This is a genomic window from Sorangium sp. So ce1153, assembly GCF_051521595.1.
Lineage (GTDB): Bacteria > Myxococcota_A > Polyangia > Polyangiales > Polyangiaceae > Sorangium.
Genome location: NZ_CP150361.1, coordinates 7,680,624 through 7,699,127 on the forward strand (window position 1 = coordinate 7,680,624; position 18,504 = coordinate 7,699,127).

14 protein-coding genes are annotated in these 18,504 nt (G+C 73.0%); 7 read left to right on the forward strand and 7 right to left on the reverse strand.

Annotated features, from left to right (window positions below; genetic code table 11):
• Nucleotides 1–281: 281 nt before the first annotated feature.
• Nucleotides 282–878: a helix-turn-helix domain-containing protein gene (locus WME85_RS27650; protein ID WP_437825354.1), complete on the forward strand. Its 597-nt coding sequence runs from the start codon at nucleotides 282–284 to the stop codon at nucleotides 876–878.
• 90 nt (nucleotides 879–968) lie between these two features.
• On the opposite strand, the gene WME85_RS27655 is transcribed toward WME85_RS27650, so the two are convergent.
• Together WME85_RS27655 and WME85_RS27660 are read right to left on the reverse strand one after the other, a co-directional pair.
• The gene (locus tag WME85_RS27655) at nucleotides 969–1,787 is read right to left on the reverse strand and encodes a carbon-nitrogen hydrolase family protein (RefSeq protein WP_437825355.1); all 819 of its coding nucleotides are present in this window, start codon (nucleotides 1,785–1,787) and stop codon (nucleotides 969–971) included.
• A gap of 59 nt (nucleotides 1,788–1,846) precedes the next feature.
• Nucleotides 1,847–2,605 (reverse strand): hypothetical protein, encoded by a 759-nt coding sequence (locus tag WME85_RS27660; protein WP_437825356.1) that lies wholly within the window; start codon nucleotides 2,603–2,605, stop codon nucleotides 1,847–1,849.
• A gap of 151 nt (nucleotides 2,606–2,756) precedes the next feature.
• Between WME85_RS27660 and WME85_RS27665 the strand changes: the two genes are divergently transcribed.
• Both WME85_RS27665 and ligA read left to right on the forward strand, forming a co-directional pair.
• A complete protein-coding gene (locus WME85_RS27665; protein ID WP_437825357.1) occupies nucleotides 2,757–3,242 on the forward strand; it encodes an NUDIX hydrolase in 486 nt (161 codons plus the stop codon).
• A 25-nt stretch (nucleotides 3,243–3,267) separates the two neighbouring features.
• Nucleotides 3,268–5,289 (forward strand): NAD-dependent DNA ligase LigA, encoded by a 2,022-nt coding sequence (gene ligA / locus WME85_RS27670; protein WP_437825358.1) that lies wholly within the window; start codon nucleotides 3,268–3,270, stop codon nucleotides 5,287–5,289.
• A 37-nt stretch (nucleotides 5,290–5,326) separates the two neighbouring features.
• On the opposite strand, the gene WME85_RS27675 is transcribed toward ligA, so the two are convergent.
• Nucleotides 5,327–6,331: a DUF2804 domain-containing protein gene (locus WME85_RS27675; RefSeq protein WP_437825360.1), complete on the reverse strand. Its 1,005-nt coding sequence runs from the start codon at nucleotides 6,329–6,331 to the stop codon at nucleotides 5,327–5,329.
• A gap of 181 nt (nucleotides 6,332–6,512) precedes the next feature.
• Here WME85_RS27675 and pruA point away from each other — a divergent pair, with 181 nt between their 5' ends.
• Nucleotides 6,513–8,153: an L-glutamate gamma-semialdehyde dehydrogenase gene (gene pruA / locus WME85_RS27680; RefSeq protein ID WP_437825362.1), complete on the forward strand. Its 1,641-nt coding sequence runs from the start codon at nucleotides 6,513–6,515 to the stop codon at nucleotides 8,151–8,153.
• Nucleotides 8,154–8,192: 39 nt separating this feature from the next.
• Here the strand turns inward: pruA and WME85_RS27685 are convergent, their stop codons facing one another.
• Complete coding sequence (locus WME85_RS27685) at nucleotides 8,193–8,471, reverse strand: hypothetical protein (RefSeq protein WP_437825364.1); 279 nt, start codon at nucleotides 8,469–8,471, stop codon at nucleotides 8,193–8,195.
• A gap of 178 nt (nucleotides 8,472–8,649) precedes the next feature.
• Here WME85_RS27685 and WME85_RS27690 point away from each other — a divergent pair, with 178 nt between their 5' ends.
• A complete protein-coding gene (locus WME85_RS27690; protein ID WP_437825366.1) occupies nucleotides 8,650–10,785 on the forward strand; it encodes a M3 family metallopeptidase in 2,136 nt (711 codons plus the stop codon).
• 87 nt (nucleotides 10,786–10,872) lie between these two features.
• On the opposite strand, the gene WME85_RS27695 is transcribed toward WME85_RS27690, so the two are convergent.
• A complete protein-coding gene (locus WME85_RS27695) occupies nucleotides 10,873–13,671 on the reverse strand; it encodes a tetratricopeptide repeat protein (RefSeq protein WP_437825368.1) in 2,799 nt (932 codons plus the stop codon).
• A 146-nt stretch (nucleotides 13,672–13,817) separates the two neighbouring features.
• On the opposite strand from WME85_RS27695, the gene WME85_RS27700 reads away from it, so the two are divergent.
• Nucleotides 13,818–14,111, forward strand: coding sequence for a hypothetical protein (locus tag WME85_RS27700; protein ID WP_437825370.1), 294 nt, complete (start codon nucleotides 13,818–13,820; stop codon nucleotides 14,109–14,111).
• Between the two features lie 13 nt (nucleotides 14,112–14,124).
• On the opposite strand, the gene WME85_RS27705 is transcribed toward WME85_RS27700, so the two are convergent.
• Nucleotides 14,125–15,474, reverse strand: a complete 1,350-nt coding sequence (locus tag WME85_RS27705; protein ID WP_437825371.1) for a serine/threonine-protein kinase — start codon at nucleotides 15,472–15,474, stop codon at nucleotides 14,125–14,127.
• Nucleotides 15,471–16,697, reverse strand: a complete 1,227-nt coding sequence (locus WME85_RS27710) for an FHA domain-containing protein (protein ID WP_437825373.1) — start codon at nucleotides 16,695–16,697, stop codon at nucleotides 15,471–15,473. Before WME85_RS27710 ends, WME85_RS27705 begins: the two co-directional genes overlap by 4 nt.
• A 103-nt stretch (nucleotides 16,698–16,800) precedes the next feature.
• On the opposite strand from WME85_RS27710, the gene pilB reads away from it, so the two are divergent.
• On the forward strand, nucleotides 16,801–18,501 hold the full coding sequence (pilB, locus tag WME85_RS27715; RefSeq protein ID WP_437302037.1) for a GspE/PulE family protein: 1,701 nt from the start codon (nucleotides 16,801–16,803) through the stop codon (nucleotides 18,499–18,501).
• Nucleotides 18,502–18,504 lie beyond the last annotated feature (3 nt).

Consider the following 18,504-nt stretch of genomic DNA (forward strand, 5'->3'; position numbering starts at 1 on the left):
GCGATGTCGCGTGCCACGCCTTCGCGACGGCGTTCTCGCCGCGAAGGCACGTTGTGCCAGGCACAAGTGATCCCGGGCGCGTGTGTCACGTGAACGGCAGGCCACACCCCGTATGACATCGCGCGCAGGTTGACGAGAAATCCCTGCCTTTTGCGCTGAGGGGCGCCGACTCGGCTGAGCCACGAGCGCTGCGTCCGCTTGCGGCCTACCGGTTGCAGTACGCCACACCGGTGGCCGCGATGACCGCGGCACATCGCCCTTTCACCGCTGGAGAGGTACTCGTGACGACTGCGCTTCCCATCTCGACTCCGCTCGCACCCTCCTCGTCTCACAGCACGCCGGCCGCACGCTCCCTGTCGGTCCCGGCCACTCCGGTCGCAGCCCCGAACGGCGCTGCGGCCTCGCGGCCCACGTCGCTCGCTGCGCCTCGCGCCGCAGCGCCGATCTACGGCGCGCAGCTGCCGCGTGAGCGCCCCGCGACCACGGCTGTCTCGCGCTCCTCGCCCCCGCCGCGTCCGGCAGCTCCGCTGCCGCGCAGCACCTCGGAGCGGCTCCTGCTCGGCCGCGATCGCATCCGCAGCGCCGCGGAAGCAGGCCAGAGGATCCGCTCGTACGAGGTCGCGCTGGACCTCGATCTGTCCGAGTTTCACTTCGCGCGGCTCTTCCGTGCCGCCTTCGGCTTATCGCCGCACGTCTACTACGATGAGGTGCGCGCGGAGCGTGCCCGCGCGCTCCTGCGTGAAGGGCTGACCGAGGGGGAGGTCGCCCGCCGTATCGGCTTCCGCAGGCCCGCGGAGCTACGGGCGCTCCTTTCCAAGCGCGGGGGCGTGCTGCCCCCGGCTGGCGAGGCTGAGATGAGCGACGCCTCGGCCGAGTGAGCTCACGGCAGAGGCCGGTCGCACCAGCGGCCGACGGCGCAAGCACCCCCACGGATGTGGGACAAATTCCCTACCACCATGACATCAAGATCAGAGTCGCCTGTGCTTGAGCGAGGGTAGATTCGCCCTGACCCGATCCAGATAGGCGGGATCGAGCGTCGCCATCGCGATCCCCTCCCCTTCCGACGCCTGGGCGATCACCTCGCCCCACGGGTCGATTACACACGATTTCCCGAATGTCGCTCGCCCGCCGGGGTGCTTGCCCCACTGCGCGGCGGCCACCACGTACGCCTGGGCCTCGATGGCGCGCGCGCGGAGCAGGACCAGCCAGTGGTCCTTGCCGGTGAGCAGCGTGAACGCCGCGGGGACGACGATGGCCTCCGCGCCTGCCGATGAGAGCGCGCGGTAGAGCTCGGGGAACCGGACGTCGTAGCAGATGGACAGCCCGAGCTTCACGCCGTCGACCTCGGTGACGACGGGGCGCTCGCCGGCGGTCGTCGACGCGGACTCGCGGTACTTCGTTCCGTCGGCGATCTCGACGTCGAACAGGTGGATCTTCCTGTAGCGGGCGGTGAGCCGGCCGTCGGGACCGAAGACCGCGCAGGTGTTGTACGGCCGCGCCGGGTCGTGCGCGCGCTCGGGGAAGCCGCCGGCCACGATCGTCACGCGGGAAGAGTGCGCCGCGCCGGCGAGGCGGCGCGCGATCGGACCGCCGTCGGCATCGAGATCCTCGGCGATGTTGCGCTTCCCCTCCTCGCTGCCCATGTAGGCGAAGTTCTCGGGGAGCACGACCGTGGTTGCCCCGCGGCTCGACGCCTCCGCGATGCGCGCCTCCACCTGTGCCAGGTTCGCGCTCACGTCCTCCTGGCTGGAAAGCTGGAGGGCCGCCCAGATGACCGGTTTCTGCATGCGGCAAGCCTACCGCACGCCGCACCGGCGTGGGCCGCGCGCCGAGAAACGCGCGGAGCTCACCGGATTCCTCGATCTCCGGACGCGCTCGCAGCGTCACCAGGGCCCGCGGCACCGCCGGCTCCCGCGGCACCGCCGGCTCCCGCGGCACCGCCGGCTCCCGCAGCACCGCCGGCTCCCGCAGCACCGCCGGCTCCCGCAGCACCACCGGCTCCCGCGGCACCGCCGGCTCCCGCGGCACCGCCGCCATCCGCGGTCTCCTCACCGCCATCCACCGCGACGGCGGGCTCCGCGCACTCGAGCGGCCCGCCGTGGTAGGCGCACCGCGCGCCGCACGCGTCGCACACGCAGGCGAGCACCTGCTGGAAGGCTCCCTGCGCGGCGCTCGCATCGTCAGGGAACACGCACGCCGTCTGGCAACCCTTGTCGCGACCGCAGTCCTTCAGGCACAGGCTGATCTGCCTGCACCCGGGCTCCCCGTCGCACGCGGAGAGCTGCGCCTCGCAGCGCCCGCCGCGGGACGCGTGCTCGTTGAAGCAATCGCCACATCGGCCGGCCTCGCCTCCGTACGCCGCGACGCACTCGCAGAGGTTCGCCGGTCCAGGCGCATCGTCGATGCCCGCGTCCGGCGGCGCGCCCACCGAGCCGCCCGCGCCTGTCGACGTGCCGGCCTGAGGGCGCGGCGGCGGGAGCCGGTCCTCGGTGCAGCTAGAGAGCGACGCGATCGCGATCGCCGCGCCCCACGCCGCAACGCCGCAGAAGGCGGCGCGGCCGTACGAACCGACAGCAGCGCGCATCGCCCGCCAGACGAGTGACATGATGGACGAGCGTAGCCTGCCCATCCCCCGGGGCCGAGCGCCGAGCCGCGAAGCTCCTCGCCACCGGCAAGAACGGCCAGGCTCGCGCGGAACCCTCTCCCGGCGGTCCCCGATCGCTTCTATGCTTTACAGACAGATCGCGAAAATTCTCATGGAAATCGCTCCCCTCACGATGTTGCCGCGCTCCGTGCTCGCCCTGGCCAAGGAGGTCGCGCGCGCGTTGCTCCGACGGCCCGTCGTCGGGATCGCCGCCGCCGCGCAGACAGCAGATGGCCGGTGGCTGCTGGTCCGACGCAGCGACACGGGGACGTGGGCGCTCCCGGGGGGGACCCTGGAGTGGGGCGAGACGCTCCGCGACACAATGGTCCGGGAGCTCGCCGAGGAGGCGGGCGTCACCGAGGTCGAGGTCGGGCGGGTCGTGGGCGTGTACTCGCGCCCCGATCGCGACATCCGCTTCCACGCGGTGACCGTCGTCGTCGCAGCGCGGATCGGCGCGCCGACGCGCCCACCCCAGAACCCGCTCGAGATCCGGGAGGCGAGGCTCTTCCGGGATGACGAGCTCCCGGCCGAGCTCGCGATGGGCATGGGGGACCTCCTCGCCGCCGCCCGGCGCGACGGCGACACGGAGCTGGAGTGAGCCGAGGAGTGAGCCGAGGCAAACGATGACGCAGGGACACCACGACGAGGCTGGAGCGCGCAGCGCGCTGCAGGGCGGGCTGGCCACGGATCCGAAGCACAAGGCGAGGATCGATGAGCTCGCCGATCGCATCGAGAAGTACAGGGCGAGCTACTACGCAGGGCACCCCGAGATCTCGGACGCGGCGTTCGACGCGCTCGAGGACGAGCTCCGCGCCCTCGATCCCGCGCATCCGGTGCTCGCCCGGGTCGGCTCGGCCTCCCTGATCACGGAGTGGGAGAAGGCGCGCCACGAGATCCCGATGGGCTCGCTCAACAAGGTCGTCTCCGAGGACGAGCTCCGGGCCTGGGTCGCGCGCTGCGACGAGATCCTCGCGAAGGACGCCGACGGCGAGGGCGACGCGCGGCCGTCGGGGCACGACGGCGCGAGCGTCGCGGAGGACCTCTTCGTCGCGGAGAAGCTCGACGGCATCTCCATCGAGGTCATCTACAAGGGCGGCAAGCTCGTCGACGCCATCACCCGAGGCGACGGAGAGTGGGGCGAGCGGATCACCGCGAACGTCGCGAGGATGAAGGGGGTCCCCGCGAGGATCCGGGAGCGGGGCCGGCTGTCCGTGCGCGGCGAGATCATCCTCCGCCTCTCGGACATGAAGCGCTACTTCCCCGGCGTGACGAGCCCGCGCAACATGGCCGCGGGCGCGGCCAAGCGGTTCGACGGGCAAGGGGCGGAGCACTGCACCGTGCTCTTCTACGACGTCGCCGAGCACCTCGAGATCCCGACGTGCCGCGCGCGGTTCGCCTGGCTGCGCGAGCTCGGCTTCGCGACGCCGCAGACCGCCCACGGCAGCGTCGAGGACGTCGTGACGCTCTACCGCCGCTACTCGAGCGAGCTCCGCGCGGGCCTGGATTACGAGATCGACGGGCTCGTCGTGTACGTGGACTCGCTCCACGTGCAGGGCCTGCTCGGCGACGTCAACCGCCGGCCGCGCGGCGCGGTCGCCTTCAAGTTCGCGTCGCCCGCCAAGGTGACGACGGTCGTGGCGATCCAGTGGGACACGGGGCCGAGCGGCCGCGTCACCCCGGTGGCGATCGTGGAGCCGGTGGAGCTCGCCGGCGCCAACGTGCGGCGCGCCTCGCTGCACAACGCGGCGAACGTGCGGAGCCTCGGCATCGGCGTGGGCGACGAGGTGCTCGTCTCGCGGCGCAACGACGTGATCCCCTATGTGGAGGAGGTCGTCGAGAAGCGCGGCCCCGTCGCGGTCCCGCCATCGCTCTGCCCGGTCTGCAGCGCGCCGCTCGTCGTCGAGGGGGAGTACCTCCTCTGCCGGAACGCCGCGTGCCGCGCCCTCATCGAAGGGCGCATCCACAACTGGATCGACGCCATCGGCGCGCTCGAGTGGGGCGACAAGCTGATCGAGCAGGTGGTGGCCGCGGGCCTCGCGCGAGAGCCGCTCGACCTCTACAAGCTCACGGTGAAGGACATCGCCGAGCTCGATCGGCGCGGCGAGAAGAGCGCCACGAAGTGCCTCGAGCAGCTGAAGAGCCGGCTCCCGCTAACGCTGCCGGTCTTCCTCGCGGCGCTCGGCATCGAGGGGTTCGCGATCCAGACCGCGCGGCTGCTCGTGTCGGCCGGGTACACGACGATCGAGAAGCTGCTCGCCGCCGGCGAGGACGAGCTCGCCGGCATCCCGGGGCTCGGCGCGATCAAGGCCGCGAGCATCGTCCGCGGGCTGCGCGCCCGCAGCGAGGAGATCGCGCGGCTGCTCGCGGGCGGCATCGTGCCGGTCGCGCCCGAGGCGGAGGGGCCGCTCGCGGGCCTCACGTTCTGCTTCACCGGCGCGGCGGCGCGCCCGCGCGGCGAGCTCACCCACCTCGTCGAGTCGAACGGCGGCCGGGTGCTGAACAGCGTCACGAAGGAGCTCAACTACCTCGTCCTCGCCGACGTGGCGTCCGCGTCGAGCAAGGCGGTGAAGGCGCGCAAGTACGGCACGAAGCTCATCACCGAGGACGACCTCGACAAGCTCATCGCCGAGCGCCGCGGCGGCTGACCGGCGCGACCGGCGCGATCGGCGCGATCGTCCAGCGCTACCAGGTGATGACCTGGTCCTCCGCCACGCCGAGGACGTCCCGGAGCTCGAGGACCCGCCCGTCCGGGACGCGGACCGTGCCCGAGCTGAGGCCGATCGGCTGCAGGAACTCGGACGCGAGCACGCCGAGGTTCGTGTGGTTCGAGTGCGCCGCGCCGGGGATGAACCGGAGATCCACGGAGCCGTCCGCGGTCCGCACGTGCCACGGGTCGAGCGGCCGCGCGGCATCGAAGGTGAACCGGCCCTCGGCGAGCGGGAAGAGATCGCCGTCGACCCAGAGCGCACACTCGGCGTCGCCGACGAACCCTTCGCCCACGTTCAGGCCGACGCGCTCGCCGCTCTGCGCGCGCCCCAGCGCGATGGCCCAGCGCCAGGTCGTGCGCCGCGGCATGAGGCCGCTCGTGTAGTCGTAGCTGGCGAGCGCTCCGTCGAGCGCAATCCGGCGGCCGAGCACCGACGCCTCCCCCTCGACGCCGAGGAGCTGCCGCTTCTCGGTCGCGATCAGGACGCCGCCTGGCGCCTCCGAGATCACCGAGATCGCCGGCGGGGCGACGCGGCTGTCCAGCCGCGCGTGGAGCTCGAGGCCGCGGAACGCGGCGGCGACCGTGACGCTCGCCTGCCCGCGCGGGCGCTCGATCCGCACGCGCCCGCGGGGCAGCCAGGCGCGCGCGGAGCTGCCCTCGCCGCCCACGTCGCCCACGCTCGCCGCGAAGGGAGGTCCGATCGTCGAGCGGTCCACGAGCAGCCGCCGGCCCGCCTTGTCGAAGACGACGCCGAACGTGTTCGCGAGGTAGCCGAGGTGTACGACCGCGGCGGCGATGAAGACCTCGTCCGACGCGATCGCCACGTAGGTCCACCGCTTGTGCTTGAGCACCCGGTCGAGCGCCCGCGGCGCGATCTGCGCGAGATCCACCCGGGGGAGCTCGCCGCGGTAGGAGCCGACGCGCGCCGCTCCCGTGATCGGATCGAAGATCGCATCGGGCGGCGTGGTGAGCTCGCGCATCCCGCGATCGTAGCGGCGGCGCGGGCGACGCCCAAGGTGGGGGACTCCTGAAACCTGGCATCCATGAAATGCGACGCGCGCTGCCCGGCGCGGCCGTCTGGCTCACGCCGCCACCGCAAAGGGCGACGCGCGGCGGCGCCGGAGCGCTGCGCGCCCTCGGCTCCGCCGCTAGACTCGCTTCATGATCGACGCCATCGCCACGCCACCGAGCCCCCAGAACGAGCCCGTCCTCGCGTACGCCCCTGGCAGCCCGGAACGCGCGGCGCTCAAGGCGGAGCTGGAGCGCCGGGCGCGGGAGACGATCGACATCCCGATGGTGATCGACGGCGAGGCGGTCCGGACCGGCGAGCTCGACGAGGTCCGAGCGCCGCACCGGCGCGACCTCCTGCTCGCCCGCGCTCACCAGGGCGGCGCCGAGCACGTGGCACGCGCGATCGATGCCGCCCGGCGGGCGCACCCCGCCTGGTCGAGGACGCCGTGGACGGCACGCGCCGCCGTGTTCCTCAAGGCGGCCGAGCTGCTCGCGACCCGGTATCGCCCCGTGCTCAACGCGGCGACGATGCTCGGGCAGAGCAAGACGGCGTACCAGGCGGAGATCGACTCCGCTTGCGAGCTCATCGATTTCTTCCGCTACAACGTCCACTTCGCCCACCGGATCGCGGCGGAGCAGCCGACGAGCGCGCCCGGCATCTGGAACTTCGCCGAGCCTCGCCCGCTGGAGGGCTTCGTCTTCGCGGCGACGCCGTTCAACTTCACCGCCATCGCGGGCAACCTGTCCGCGGCCCCGGCGCTGATGGGCAACACCGTGGTCTGGAAGCCGTCGGCGAACGCGCTGTACTCCGCGCACTTCGTGATGGAGCTCCTGATCGAGGCGGGCCTCCCGCCCGGCGTCATCAACCTCGTGATGGGCCCGCCCGAGCTCGTCTCGAACGCCTGCCTCGATCACCAGGACTTCGCCGGCATCCACTTCACCGGGTCGACCGCGGTCTTCCAGTCGATCTGGCGGCGCATCGGGGAGAACATCGGGCGCTACCGCAGCTACCCGCGCATCGTGGGCGAGACCGGCGGCAAGGACTTCGTCTTCGCGCACGCGAGCGCCGACGTCGACGCGCTCGCGGTGGCGCTCGTCCGCGGAGCGTACGAGTACCAGGGACAGAAGTGCTCGGCCGCGTCGCGCGCGTACATCCCCCGCTCCCTGTGGCCGGCCCTCAAGGACCGGCTCGTCGGCCACATCCAGGCGATCCGCGTGGGGGACGTCGCCGACTTCCGCAACTTCATGGGCGCGGTGATCGACGGGCGCGCGCACGCTCGGCTCACGGAGCGGATCGCCGCGGCGAAGAAGGACCCGGCTTGCTCGCTCGTGTGCGGCGGCGGCGGGCGCGCGCACGACGGGAGCGAGGGCTGGTTCGTCGAGCCGACGCTGATCGAGACGACGGACCCGCGCCACCCCCTGATGACGGAAGAGCTGTTCGGCCCGGTGCTCACGGTCTGGGTCTACCCCGACGGCGAGGAGGCGAGGGCGCTCGCGCTCTGCGACGAGACGTCGCCGTACGGCCTCACGGGCGCGGTGTTCGCGCGGGACCGGGCGTTCATCGAGACGGCGAGCGACGCGCTCCGCTTCGCCGCGGGCAACTTCTACATCAACGACAAGCCGACGGGCGCCGTCGTCGGGCAGCAGCCGTTCGGCGGCGCGCGCGCGTCCGGCACGAACGACAAGGCGGGCAGCCTGTTCAACCTGCTGCGGTGGGTCTCGCCGCGGGTCGTGAAGGAGACGTTCGCCCCGCCGCGCGCGGTCCCCTACCCGTTCATGGCGGCGGAGTAGTCGCGCTGCGCGCGTCGATGAGGCGGAGGGCCCCCGCGTTCAATCCTCCGGCGAGTAGTCGCACGCGCCGGTCGCGAGCTGGTCGCAGGACCAGTCCTCCTCCTCGTAGCATTCGGCCTGGTGCTCGATCGCGTCGGCATAGGAAGCGCGATCGGACAGGTCGAGGCACAGGGTGACGCAGGTCTCCTTTCCGGGTCCGTCGGGCTGGCACTCGGCGTTCTTGGCGCAGACGACCTCGCAGGGCTCGCTGCCCGAACAACCGAGCGCGAACGACGCGAGAGCGAAGAGGAGGGCGAAGTTGAGCGCGGGACGGGGCATGGCGGAGGCTCCAGCGACCATCGGAACACGCGGCGGGGCCGGCGGCGAGAGGCGAGCAGGGCGACGACCCCGGAGCGGCGAGAGGGGCGACGACCGCGCCGCGGATCGTCCTCCTCCGCTTCCGCAGGCGGCTCCCCGCCGGGGCCCCCCGGACGGCCCGTGATATAGCCGAACCTCCATGAAGGTCCGCAACTCGCACGCACGCGGTGGGCTCCTCTCGCTCCTCCTGCTCGTCGCCTGCAGCGCTGGCCCCCAGCGCGGCGCGGTCGCGTCGCCGCCGGGGCCCGCCAGCGCGGCCTCGGGGACGACCTCACCCACGGCGACGGCTCCGCCGCCCGATGCCCCCGCGCGCGCCGAGTTCGATCCCGTGGCGCAGGGGATCACCGTGGACGGGGTGAAGCAGCTCTGCGACGACCACCTGCGCGCGGCGGAGGTGCACCTCGACGCGATCAGGGCGCTCAAGGAGGCGCCGCCGGAGAAGCTCACCTACGCCGCGACCCTCGGGCGGTTCGACGACGCGGTGCTCGAGGTCAACAGCGCGGGCGAGTTCCCGTACCTCATGGGGGTCGCGCACCCGGACGCCGCGGTGCGAGAGGCCGCCAGGCTCTGCGAGCCGAAGGTCGACAGGTTCACGACCGCGATGTGGCTGGACGCCGATCTCGCCGCCGTCATCAAGGCGTACGCCGAGAAGGGCGAGCCACCGAAGGGAGAGCGAGCGCGGCTCCTCTCCGACGTCCTCCGCGACCTCCGCCGCAACGGGCTGTCGCTGCCGCCAGACCGGCAGCAGCGCCTCCGCGACGTGAACGAGCAGATCACCCGCATCGGACAGGAGTTCATGTCGAACCTGTCCGCGTCGATCGGATCGATCGAGATCGCGCCGGCCTCCCTCGACGGATTGCCCAAGGAGTACGTGGCGAAGCACCCACCCAAGGCGAACGGCAAGGTCGAGATCAGCACCGACTACCCCGACTTCTTCCCGTTCGTCACGTACGCGAAGGATCGCAAGGCCGCGCTCGATCTCTACGTGCTCTTCACCAACCGAGGCGGCGACAGGAACGTGAAGCTGCTCGAGCGGCTCCTCGCGCTCCGCTCAGAGAAGGCCAAGATGCTCGGCTACAAGAGCTGGGCCGACTACGCCATCGAGCCGCGGATGGCCAAGACGAGCGGCGCGGTGCGCGCCTTCCTCGACCAGGTCCGGACCGCGCTGAAGGCGCCCGCCAAGGCCGAGTTCGCCGAGCTGGTGAAGGAGCACGTGCGGCTCGGAGGCAAGCCGACCGACAAGCTCCCGCCCTCGGAGCGCTACTTCCTCGAAGACCGGGTGCGCGCATCCAGGTACCAGTTCAACTCGCAGGCGCTCTCGGACTACCTCGAGATTGGCGCGGTGAAGCAGGGGCTCATGGACATCACCGCGCAGATGTACGGGGTCGAGTACAAGGAGATCCCCGCCAAAGCCTGGCACCCGGACGTGACCGCGTACGAGGTGCGCTCCGAGGGCAAGGTGGTCGGAAAGTTCTACCTCGACCTCTACAGCAGGCCTGACAAGTACAAGCACGCGGCGATGTTCGCCGTGCGCACGGCGAAGCTGCTCGACGATGGGTCGTGGCAGACCCCGATCGCGGCGCTCGAGTGCAACTTCCCGAAGCCGGGAGCGCAGCCCGCGCTCATGTCCCACGAGGACGTGGTGACGTTCTTCCACGAGTTCGGGCACGTGCTGCACCACCTCCTGACGCGCTCGGAGCTCGCCTCCTACTCGGGGACCGCGACGGTGCGCGACTTCGTCGAGGCGCCGAGCCAGATGTTCGAGGAGTGGGCGTGGTCGCGCGAGGTGCTCGATCGGTTCGCGAAGCACCACGCGACCGGCGAGAAGATCCCGGACGATCTCTTCCAGGCGATGACCCGCGCGCGCGGCTTCGGGCGGGCGCTGGCGACGCAGCGGCAGCTCACCCTCGCGTCGATCGATCTGGAGCTCCACACCCGCGACCCGGGCCTCGACACGACCCTGGTCGTGGAGCAGGCGCAGCGCGCGAACGAGTCGTTCTCCTTCGTGAAGGGGACGCACCTCCAGTCGAGCTTCGGGCACCTCATCACCTACGACGCGGGCTACTACGGCTACCAGTGGGCGCTGTCGCTCTCGCGCGACGTGCTCACCCGCTTCAAGCGGGAAGGCCTGATGAACCCCGCGGTCGCGCGCGCCTTCCGCGACGAGGTGCTCGCGAAGGGCGGCGGGGTCGAGGCAGGAGAGCTCGTCGCCCGCTTCCTCGGCCGCCCGCCGAGCCACGACGCGTACCTCGCCTACCTCCAGGGCAAAGACTGAGCGCGCGAGGACGAGCCGGCGCGCCGGCGCCGATCGCGCGCGCCACCAGCGCTGATCTCGACCTGGGCACAGCTGCCCAGGTCGAGACTAGGGCTGGATCGCCACGCCGAGCTCGTCGCGCAGGGCGTGGTAGGCGTCCGAGACGCTGAACGAGAGGAGATCGCCGATCTTCTCCTCCGCCGTCAGCACGCCCGGCGCGTCCGCGCGCGAAAGCGACGACGCCGCGATCGCGAGCTCGCCGGTCAGGAGATAGCCGACCCGGGCCGCGCAGCGCTCCACCGAGCCCGCCCAGTGGGCGAGATCGAGCGGCGCGCGGATCTCGTACAGCTCGAACACCGCGGCCTCCAGCGCATCGCGCTCGGCCTCCGTCAGCTGCTCGTCGACCAGGGGCATCAGCCCCAGCACCGCGCCCTCGAGCTCGGCTGGGACAGGCTCCGAGGGGCGCGCCAGCCTGACGGCCGCGGCCAGGCAGATGCCGAGCTCCTCGAGCGAGGGGAAATAGAGGAGCAGCCGGTGCGGGCCGACGTGGTACGCGACGTGGCTGCCCACCAGGAACGCGAGCTCGGCGGCCGTCCGACCGCGGAGCGCCTCGCCGCCGACGAGGACGCTCGGATCCTCGACCGGCACCGCGGCGAGCGCGATCGGCGCGTCCTTCCGGAGGTAGACCGCCGGCGTGGTGAGCCCGAGGCACCGGCTCGCCCACGCGAACAGGCGCACCACGCCCGCCGCGTTCCGCTCGGCGTCCGCGCGCGCGGCCGGATCGAGCCTGGGGAGCTTCTTCTCCCGCGCTCGCTGCGCGAGCCGCGCGCGGATCGCCGCGTCGGCGACCGACGCGAGCACCTCCTCGAGCGCGCGATCGCGATCGGCCGCGCGCAGGAGATCCCACGCCGAAGGGCTCAGGCCGCGCTCCGGCTGGACGAGGCCCGCCGGCCGGTGCTCCTCGAAGAGGAAGCGCTCCCGCGCCTCGGCGGCGCCGAGGTACACGGCCACGCTCGCGGCGGACCAGGCCTGGTCGGTGCGCCGCAGCTTCTGGAACGTGTCGAACAGGTCGTGGAACACCTGGACGTTGCCCGGCTCGAGCACCGCCGCGGCCTGGAGGTGCGCGGCCGCGCGCTCGAACCGGCCCGCGCTGCGCGCGAGCGACGCCGCGCTGAGCCGCCCCGCGACGTCGTCGGGCCGCTCGGCCACCGCCCCCTCGAACGCATCCAGCGCCGAGCCGGGATCCTCGAGGTGGTCGCGGAAGAGCAGGCCGAGGCGGCGGCACAGCTCCCAGGTGACGTCGCTCCGGACGCGCGGATCGACGATGCGCTGCGCCCGATCGAGCATGCGCCGGTACGCGAGCTCCAGCTCGCCCCACTCCTGGCGCGCCGACAGGAGGACCGCGATGAGCGCGAGCGGATCGAGCAGCGTCGGGTCGGCGTCCAGCGCGCGCTCGAGCAGCTCGATGCCGGCCTGCTCGCGCGTCACCTCCGTCAAGGTCGCGCGGGCCTCGCCCTGGATCGCCGTGCGCGCGAGCTCCAGGAGCGCGGCCGCGCGCTGCCGCGGGTCCTCCACGAGCTCGATCAGGCGGCGGCGCGCGTCGAGCGAGGCGTCGAGGTCGCCAGCCTCCTCGTAGAGCCGGCCCAGGCTGCGCAGGACAGCGGCGTCGTCGGCGCGGAGCTCCCGCGCCCGCTCCAGGAGCTCCCGCGCCCGGTCGGCGTCCCCGGCGATGATCTCCCAGCGCTCGGCGAACTGGACGAGGAGCCCGAACTGGTCGGCGTCGCCCTCGACACGCGAGAGGAGCCGCTCCTCCGCGGTGCGCAGCGCGTCGAAATCGCGCTCGGCGAGGTGGAGCTCGGCCAGCGCCTCGAGCGCGGGGCGGTGCTCGGGCGCGAGCGCGAGCGCCTTCTCGAAGCCCTCGATCGCCTCGCGGTGCTTCTCCTGGCGCCACCTCGCGTGCGCGATGCGCAGGTACACCTCCGCCCGCGCGTCGCGCGCGGCCCCGACGAGCACGAGCGCCTTCTTGTACGCCGTGAGCGCCCCCTCCAGGTCCCACGCGGCGGCGAGCGTGTCGCCGGCCGTGAGGTACTGCGCGGCCGGGTCGTCCGGCGCGGGCGCGGGCGTGGTGGCGATGTCGCATTCAACTGCGACATCGAGCCGCGAGCCCGCGGGCTCCTCCGCCGAGGTCCCTCCCGGGACGCCGCCGCGCGGGACGAGCACGTAGAAGGAGCCCCGCCCGCGCGCGCGCACGAAGCACGGGATGGCGCCGGCCAGGTCGGGGCTCTCCTGCACGCGGCCGGCGATCGCCCCCGCGGTGAGCCCGCGCTCCGGCTCCGCCTCGTCGAGGTGCTCGACGAAGGCGCGGGTGAGCACGGACGGCAGATCGGCGTCGAGGGACCCGATCGGGTGGGCCGCGACGAGCAGCTCGATCCCCGTCGCCGTGGACGCGACCGCCTGCTCCGCGGCGGCGACGACGTCGCGGGAGGCCGCCCCGGGTGCGTGGTGGCACTCCAGGACGAAGAGCACCTCCCCGCGCGCGCGATCGCGGAACACCGCGGCGATGTCGCTCAGCGCGTCGCCCATGCCGGGGTTCTCGGGGTCGAGGCAGAGGAAGAGCTCCCCGTCCGGCGACAGCGCGACCGCGCTGGAGGCGTAGAAGAGGAGCAGGGTGGAGGCCTCGTCGCGCGCAGCTTCGTCCGCGTCGACCAGGGTCTGCCTCGTCGCCACGAGCTCGTCGAACATCGTGTCGAGCTGCTCGGCGAGATCCCGGGCAGGATCGACGTCGATCACCCGGAAGCCGGCGTCGTCCAGCGAGAGGCGGGCCCGGATGAGATCACCGTCGAGCGAGCCGGGGGCCGGCCGCTGATCGCGGTGCAAGCTCGGCGTGGCGACGATCGCCAGGCGCATCAGATCGCCCCCTCCTCGGTGCATGCCCGCATGTAGGCGAGCAATCTACCCAGGGCTGCGCCCGAAGCGAAGCGAGTTGCATCCTGCGCGCAACTCCGCCGCAGTAAGGTCCCCCGGACGAGACATCACTCCGGGAGAGAAGACCCATGAGCAAAGGCAGGAGTCGTTGGTGGACGGAAGCGCCCGGCAGCTCCGGAAGAGCTCGCGCCGCGGCGATCGCGATCGCGGTCGCCCTCGCGCCGGGCTGCGGCAGCGTGTGCGACGAGGCCGCGGAGCACACGGAAGAGTGCGGCTACGAGGGCAGCGACGCCGAGGAGGCGTCGTGCGAGGGCGACGTCCGCTGCGCCTCGGAGTGCGCCGCGGGGGCGCCCTGCGGCGCGTTCGACGGGACGGACGCGGCCGCGTTCGAGCGGTACATGAGCTGCCTCGACGCGTGCTGAGCCGGCGCGGTGCTCAGCAGGCGGCCCGGACGAGCGCCGCGCCGTCCGGCGGCCGCTCGTCGTCCGGGCCGAGGCACCGCAGCGACAGCTCCTTCCAGGCAGCCAGCCCCTCGCACCCGAGCGGCTCGAGGCGCACGAGGACGTCCTCGAGCACGCGGCCGTAGCCGTAGACATCGTCGCGCGGGTCGCTCGGGCGGCCGGCGAGCCGCTCCGGGGAGACGTACCCCGGGCTGCCGCCGGCCGACGGCGCGCCGCGCGGCCTGGCCAGCCCGAAGTCGCTGAGCACGGGCTCGCCGAGGTTGCGCAGCAGCACGTTGGCCGGCTTGACGTCGGCGTGGACGTAGCCGCGCTCGTGGATGCGGGCGAGCGCGCGCGCGAGCGGGCGCGCCCACCGCGCGACCGGCGCGAGCGACGCCGCGTCGCCGGCGCGGAGCACGTCCCGCACCGAGCCGCGCGCGATCCACTCGAGCGCGATCCACCCCTCGTCGGGGTCCGCGTCGAACACCCGCACGACGCCGGGGCCCGCGAGCGCCGCGGCGAGCCGCACCTCGCGGGTGACGTGCGCCCGGTCGCCGCCGCGCCCGTGGTAGACCTTGAACCCGACGCGCCGGCCGAGCACCTCGTCCTCGGCCTCGTAGACCGCGCCGGCGCCGCCGCGCGCCACCTCGCGGAGCAGGCGGAACGGGGTCTTGCTCGCCGAGGGCGCGACGAACGTGACGTCCTCCACCCGGGCCGCGGCGGGCCGCTCCGCGCCGAGCGCGGCGCGCCAGCGCTGGTGGCGCTCGCGCGCGCCGGGCGCGCCGATCTCCCGGACGAGCACCCGCTCGATCGCGCCGATCGCGCGCGGGAGCTGCCCCAGCGAGGCGTACAGGTCGGCCGCGAGGACGAGCCCTTCGGTCGAGGACACCGGCCGCGCGCGCGCCGCGCTCCCGCGCTCCCGCGACGTCGCGGCGCCCTCGAGCACCGAGAGCGCGCCCTGCTCGTCGCCCCGGGCCGCGAGGAGATCCGCGCACGCCACGCGGACCGGGTCCGGGAGCGCCCGCTCCTCCATCGCCGCGACGAGGTGCGCCACGGCCTCGGCCTCCTGCAGCGTGCCGCGCGCGCGCCGGAGGATCGCGATCACCTCTTCCGTCGACGGCCCCTGCCGGGCGCCGGCGCTCCGCAGGCGCGCGACATCGTCGCCGCCCTCCTCGGGCGTCGGGCGACCGCGCGCGATCGGAGCCGCGGGCGAGCGCGGCGCGCGCGGCTCGCTCGCCCCGCGCCCGCCCGGGTCCGCGCCCGGCGCAGCGCCGCCGCCTGCGCCTGCCGGCGCGTCAGGCGCCGCGCCGCCGAGCCGCTCCTTGAGCCGCTGCCACAGGCTCACGCCGGCCCGCCCTCCCCGCCGCCGTCGTGCCGCGCCGGAGGCGCCTGGCCAGGGGCGGGCAGCCGGAAGACCGCCGTCCCCCCGCGCGCGGCGGCGATCGCGTCGCCGGCGCAGAGCTCGACGGACGGCGCGAGCTGGTAGTCGCCCAGGAACGGCGGCGGCGCCCCCGGCGGCGTCTTCAGCACGACGAACGCCGCCGCGCCCGCCCGATCGAGGCGGACCCGCCACGGCCCGACCGGCAGGTCGCCGAGGGGCGCCACGAAGCGCTCGCCCGCGAGCTCCACCACGCAGCCCTGCCCGGTCCCGGGCGCGATCGCGCACGGCACCTCCCCGCCGAGCAGCAGCTGCACGCCGCGGCCCACCGGCAGCGCCGCCGTGAGCCGCGCGCCGGCCAGGGTCGTGCCGTTGCGCGTCCCGAGATCCTCCACCTCGATGCCGGACCGGCCGCGCCGGATCCGCACGTGCGTCCTGCTCACGGCGCGGCTCGCGACGACGAGGGTCGCCTCGCCGCGGCCGATCGTGACCTCGTCGCCGAGCGCGCAGCGCAGGGCGGCGCCGCCGAGATCCAGCGTGAGGAGCGGCCCCGTGAGGAGCCGCGCGCGGATCGCGCGCAGCGCCTCCGCCACCCGCTCGCCGTCGCGGCCCCCCCCGAGCCACGCCTCGGCCACCGCGATCGCCTCGCGCCGCTCGGCCACCCGGTCCAGGTCCGCGATCTTCCGCAGCGCCGCGGCGAGCTCGCGCTGGTCCCGCTCGGCGGTCATCGAGGCGCGGAGGCGCTCCTCGAGCCGGTCGATCGCGCCCGCCGCCGCGAGGACGCGCGTCTCCGCCTCGGTGTCGCCGACCAGGGCGAAGGCGTCCGCCGCACGCTCGAGCTCGCCCGCCGCCTCGAGGTCGCGCGCGACCGCCAGCACCTCGCTCCGCATCGCGCTGGCGCCCCGCGCGCGGACCAGATCGAACGCCAGCAGCGCCTTGCGCCCGAGCGCCGCCCGCTTGAGCTCGGGGCTCTCCGCCGTGCGGGACGCCGTGGCGCAGAACGCGATCCGCTTCTCGACGCTCCGCTCGGCGTCCGCGCGGAGCAGGAGGACCCGGGCCGCGTCGTCCGGCATCCCGGCCTCGACATAGAGCTCGACCGCCCCCGCGAGATCGCCGGCGAGCTCCCTGGCCTCTGCCGCCCTGCGTCGGCTGTCCCCCCGCCTGAGCCCGAACCACTCAAAGAGACTCACGCAGCCGCCATCCTCACCATCCGACATCCTACCCTTGATGCGCGCCCGCCCCAACCGCCAGCGTTGACTCCCTTCCTCGCCGCCCGCAGGATTTGCGGCCTCGATGTCGACCACCAACCGCCTCGGCGAACTGCTCGTCCGCGAAAAGCTCATCAGCCTCCAGCAGCTCAGGCAAGCCCAGGAGGAGCAGCGCAAGACAGGCCAGAACCTCGGCTACGCGCTCGCCAAGCTCGGGTACATCTCCGACGGAGAGATCACGAGCTTCCTCTCCACGCAGTACCGCGTCCCGGCCGTCGCCCTCGACGAGTACGAGATCGACGCGGAGGTCTCGCGGCTCGTCTCGCGGGAGGTCTGCGAGAAGCACAAGATCATCCCGATCTCCCGCTCGGGCACGGCGCTCGTCGTCGCGATGGCCGACCCGACGAACCTCCACGCGATCGACGACATCAAGTTCCTCACGGGCTTCAACGTCGAGCCCGTCGTCGCGTCCGAGACGGGCATCACCGAGGCGATCGAGCGCGCCTACAACGTCGGCCCCTCCTACGACGAGGTGCTGAGCGAGTTCGGGGAGGAGGAGGTCGGCTTCCAGGTCGAGGCCGACGACGTGAACGTCCTCGAGCTGGAGAAGGCCGCCGAGGGCGCGCCCGTGGTCCGGCTCGTCAACGCGATCCTCCTGAACGCCATCAAGAAGGGCGCGAGCGACATCCACGTCGAGCCGTACGAGAAGAAGCTCCGGGTGCGCTACCGCGTCGACGGCGTGCTGATGGAGGAGATGCAGCCGCCGATCAAGCTGAAGAACGCGATCGCGAGCCGCCTCAAGATCATGAGCTCGCTCGACATCGCCGAGCGCCGGCTCCCGCAGGACGGCCGCATCAAGCTGAAGATGGGCAGGGGCCGGGAGATGGACTTCCGCGTCTCGGTGCTGCCCACGATCTGGGGCGAGAAGATCGTCCTCCGCCTGCTCGACAAGTCGAACCTCCAGCTCGACATGGCGAAGCTCGGCTTCGACCCGAAGCCGCTCGCGGACTTCAAGTGGGCGATCGGCCAGCCGTGGGGCATGGTCCTCGTCACCGGCCCGACCGGCTCGGGCAAGACGACGACGCTCTACTCTGCGCTCTCGGAGCTCAACCAGATCGGCTCGAACATCAGCACCGCCGAGGACCCGGTCGAGTACAACCTGCACGGCATCAACCAGGTGCAGATGCACGACGAGATCGGGCTGAACTTCGCGATGTCGCTGCGCTCCTTCCTCCGGCAGGACCCGGACATCATCATGGTCGGCGAGATCCGCGACTTCGAGACGGCCGAGATCGCCGTGAAGGCGGCGCTCACCGGCCACCTCGTGCTCTCGACGCTGCACACGAACGACGCGCCGGCGACGATCTCGCGCCTCCTCAACATGGGCGTCGAGCCGTTCCTCATCACCGCCAGCGTCAACCTCGTCCTCGCCCAGCGCCTCGCGCGCAAGGTCTGCCCCGACTGCCGCGTCCCGATGCGCGTCGAGGCGCGGGTGCTCCTCGACTTCGGCTTCACCGAGCAGCAGGCCGCGCGCGCGGAGCTCGTGAAGGGCGCGGGCTGCAAGACGTGCAACGGCTCGGGCTACAAGGGCCGCGTCGCGCTCTACGAGGTCATGCGCTTCACCGACGCGCTGAAGGAGATGGTCCTCCAGGGCGCGTCCACGGCCGAGCTCAAGGCCGCGGCCATCAAGGGCGGGATGCTGACCCTCCGGATGAGCGGGATCGAGAAGGTGCTCGCGGGCGTCACCACGACCGAGGAGGTCGGCCGCGTGACGATGGGGGATTGAGCG

Excerpts from the sequence above, each read along its gene's own strand:
- WME85_RS27655 (WP_437825355.1), bottom strand. The coding sequence starts at position 1,787 with ATGCAGAAACCGGTCATCTGGGCGGCCCTCCAGCTTTCCAGCCAGGAG.
- pruA (WP_437825362.1), top strand. The coding sequence starts at position 6,513 with ATGATCGACGCCATCGCCACGCCACCGAGCCCCCAGAACGAGCCCGTC.
- WME85_RS27660 (WP_437825356.1), bottom strand. The coding sequence starts at position 2,605 with ATGTCACTCGTCTGGCGGGCGATGCGCGCTGCTGTCGGTTCGTACGGC.
- WME85_RS27695 (WP_437825368.1), bottom strand. The coding sequence starts at position 13,671 with ATGCGCCTGGCGATCGTCGCCACGCCGAGCTTGCACCGCGATCAGCGG.
- WME85_RS27665 (WP_437825357.1), top strand. The coding sequence starts at position 2,757 with ATGGAAATCGCTCCCCTCACGATGTTGCCGCGCTCCGTGCTCGCCCTG.
- WME85_RS27675 (WP_437825360.1), bottom strand. The coding sequence starts at position 6,331 with ATGCGCGAGCTCACCACGCCGCCCGATGCGATCTTCGATCCGATCACG.
- pilB (WP_437302037.1), top strand. The coding sequence starts at position 16,801 with ATGTCGACCACCAACCGCCTCGGCGAACTGCTCGTCCGCGAAAAGCTC.
- WME85_RS27685 (WP_437825364.1), bottom strand. The coding sequence starts at position 8,471 with ATGCCCCGTCCCGCGCTCAACTTCGCCCTCCTCTTCGCTCTCGCGTCG.
- ligA (WP_437825358.1), top strand. The coding sequence starts at position 3,268 with ATGACGCAGGGACACCACGACGAGGCTGGAGCGCGCAGCGCGCTGCAG.
- WME85_RS27700 (WP_437825370.1), top strand. The coding sequence starts at position 13,818 with ATGAGCAAAGGCAGGAGTCGTTGGTGGACGGAAGCGCCCGGCAGCTCC.
- WME85_RS27690 (WP_437825366.1), top strand. The coding sequence starts at position 8,650 with ATGAAGGTCCGCAACTCGCACGCACGCGGTGGGCTCCTCTCGCTCCTC.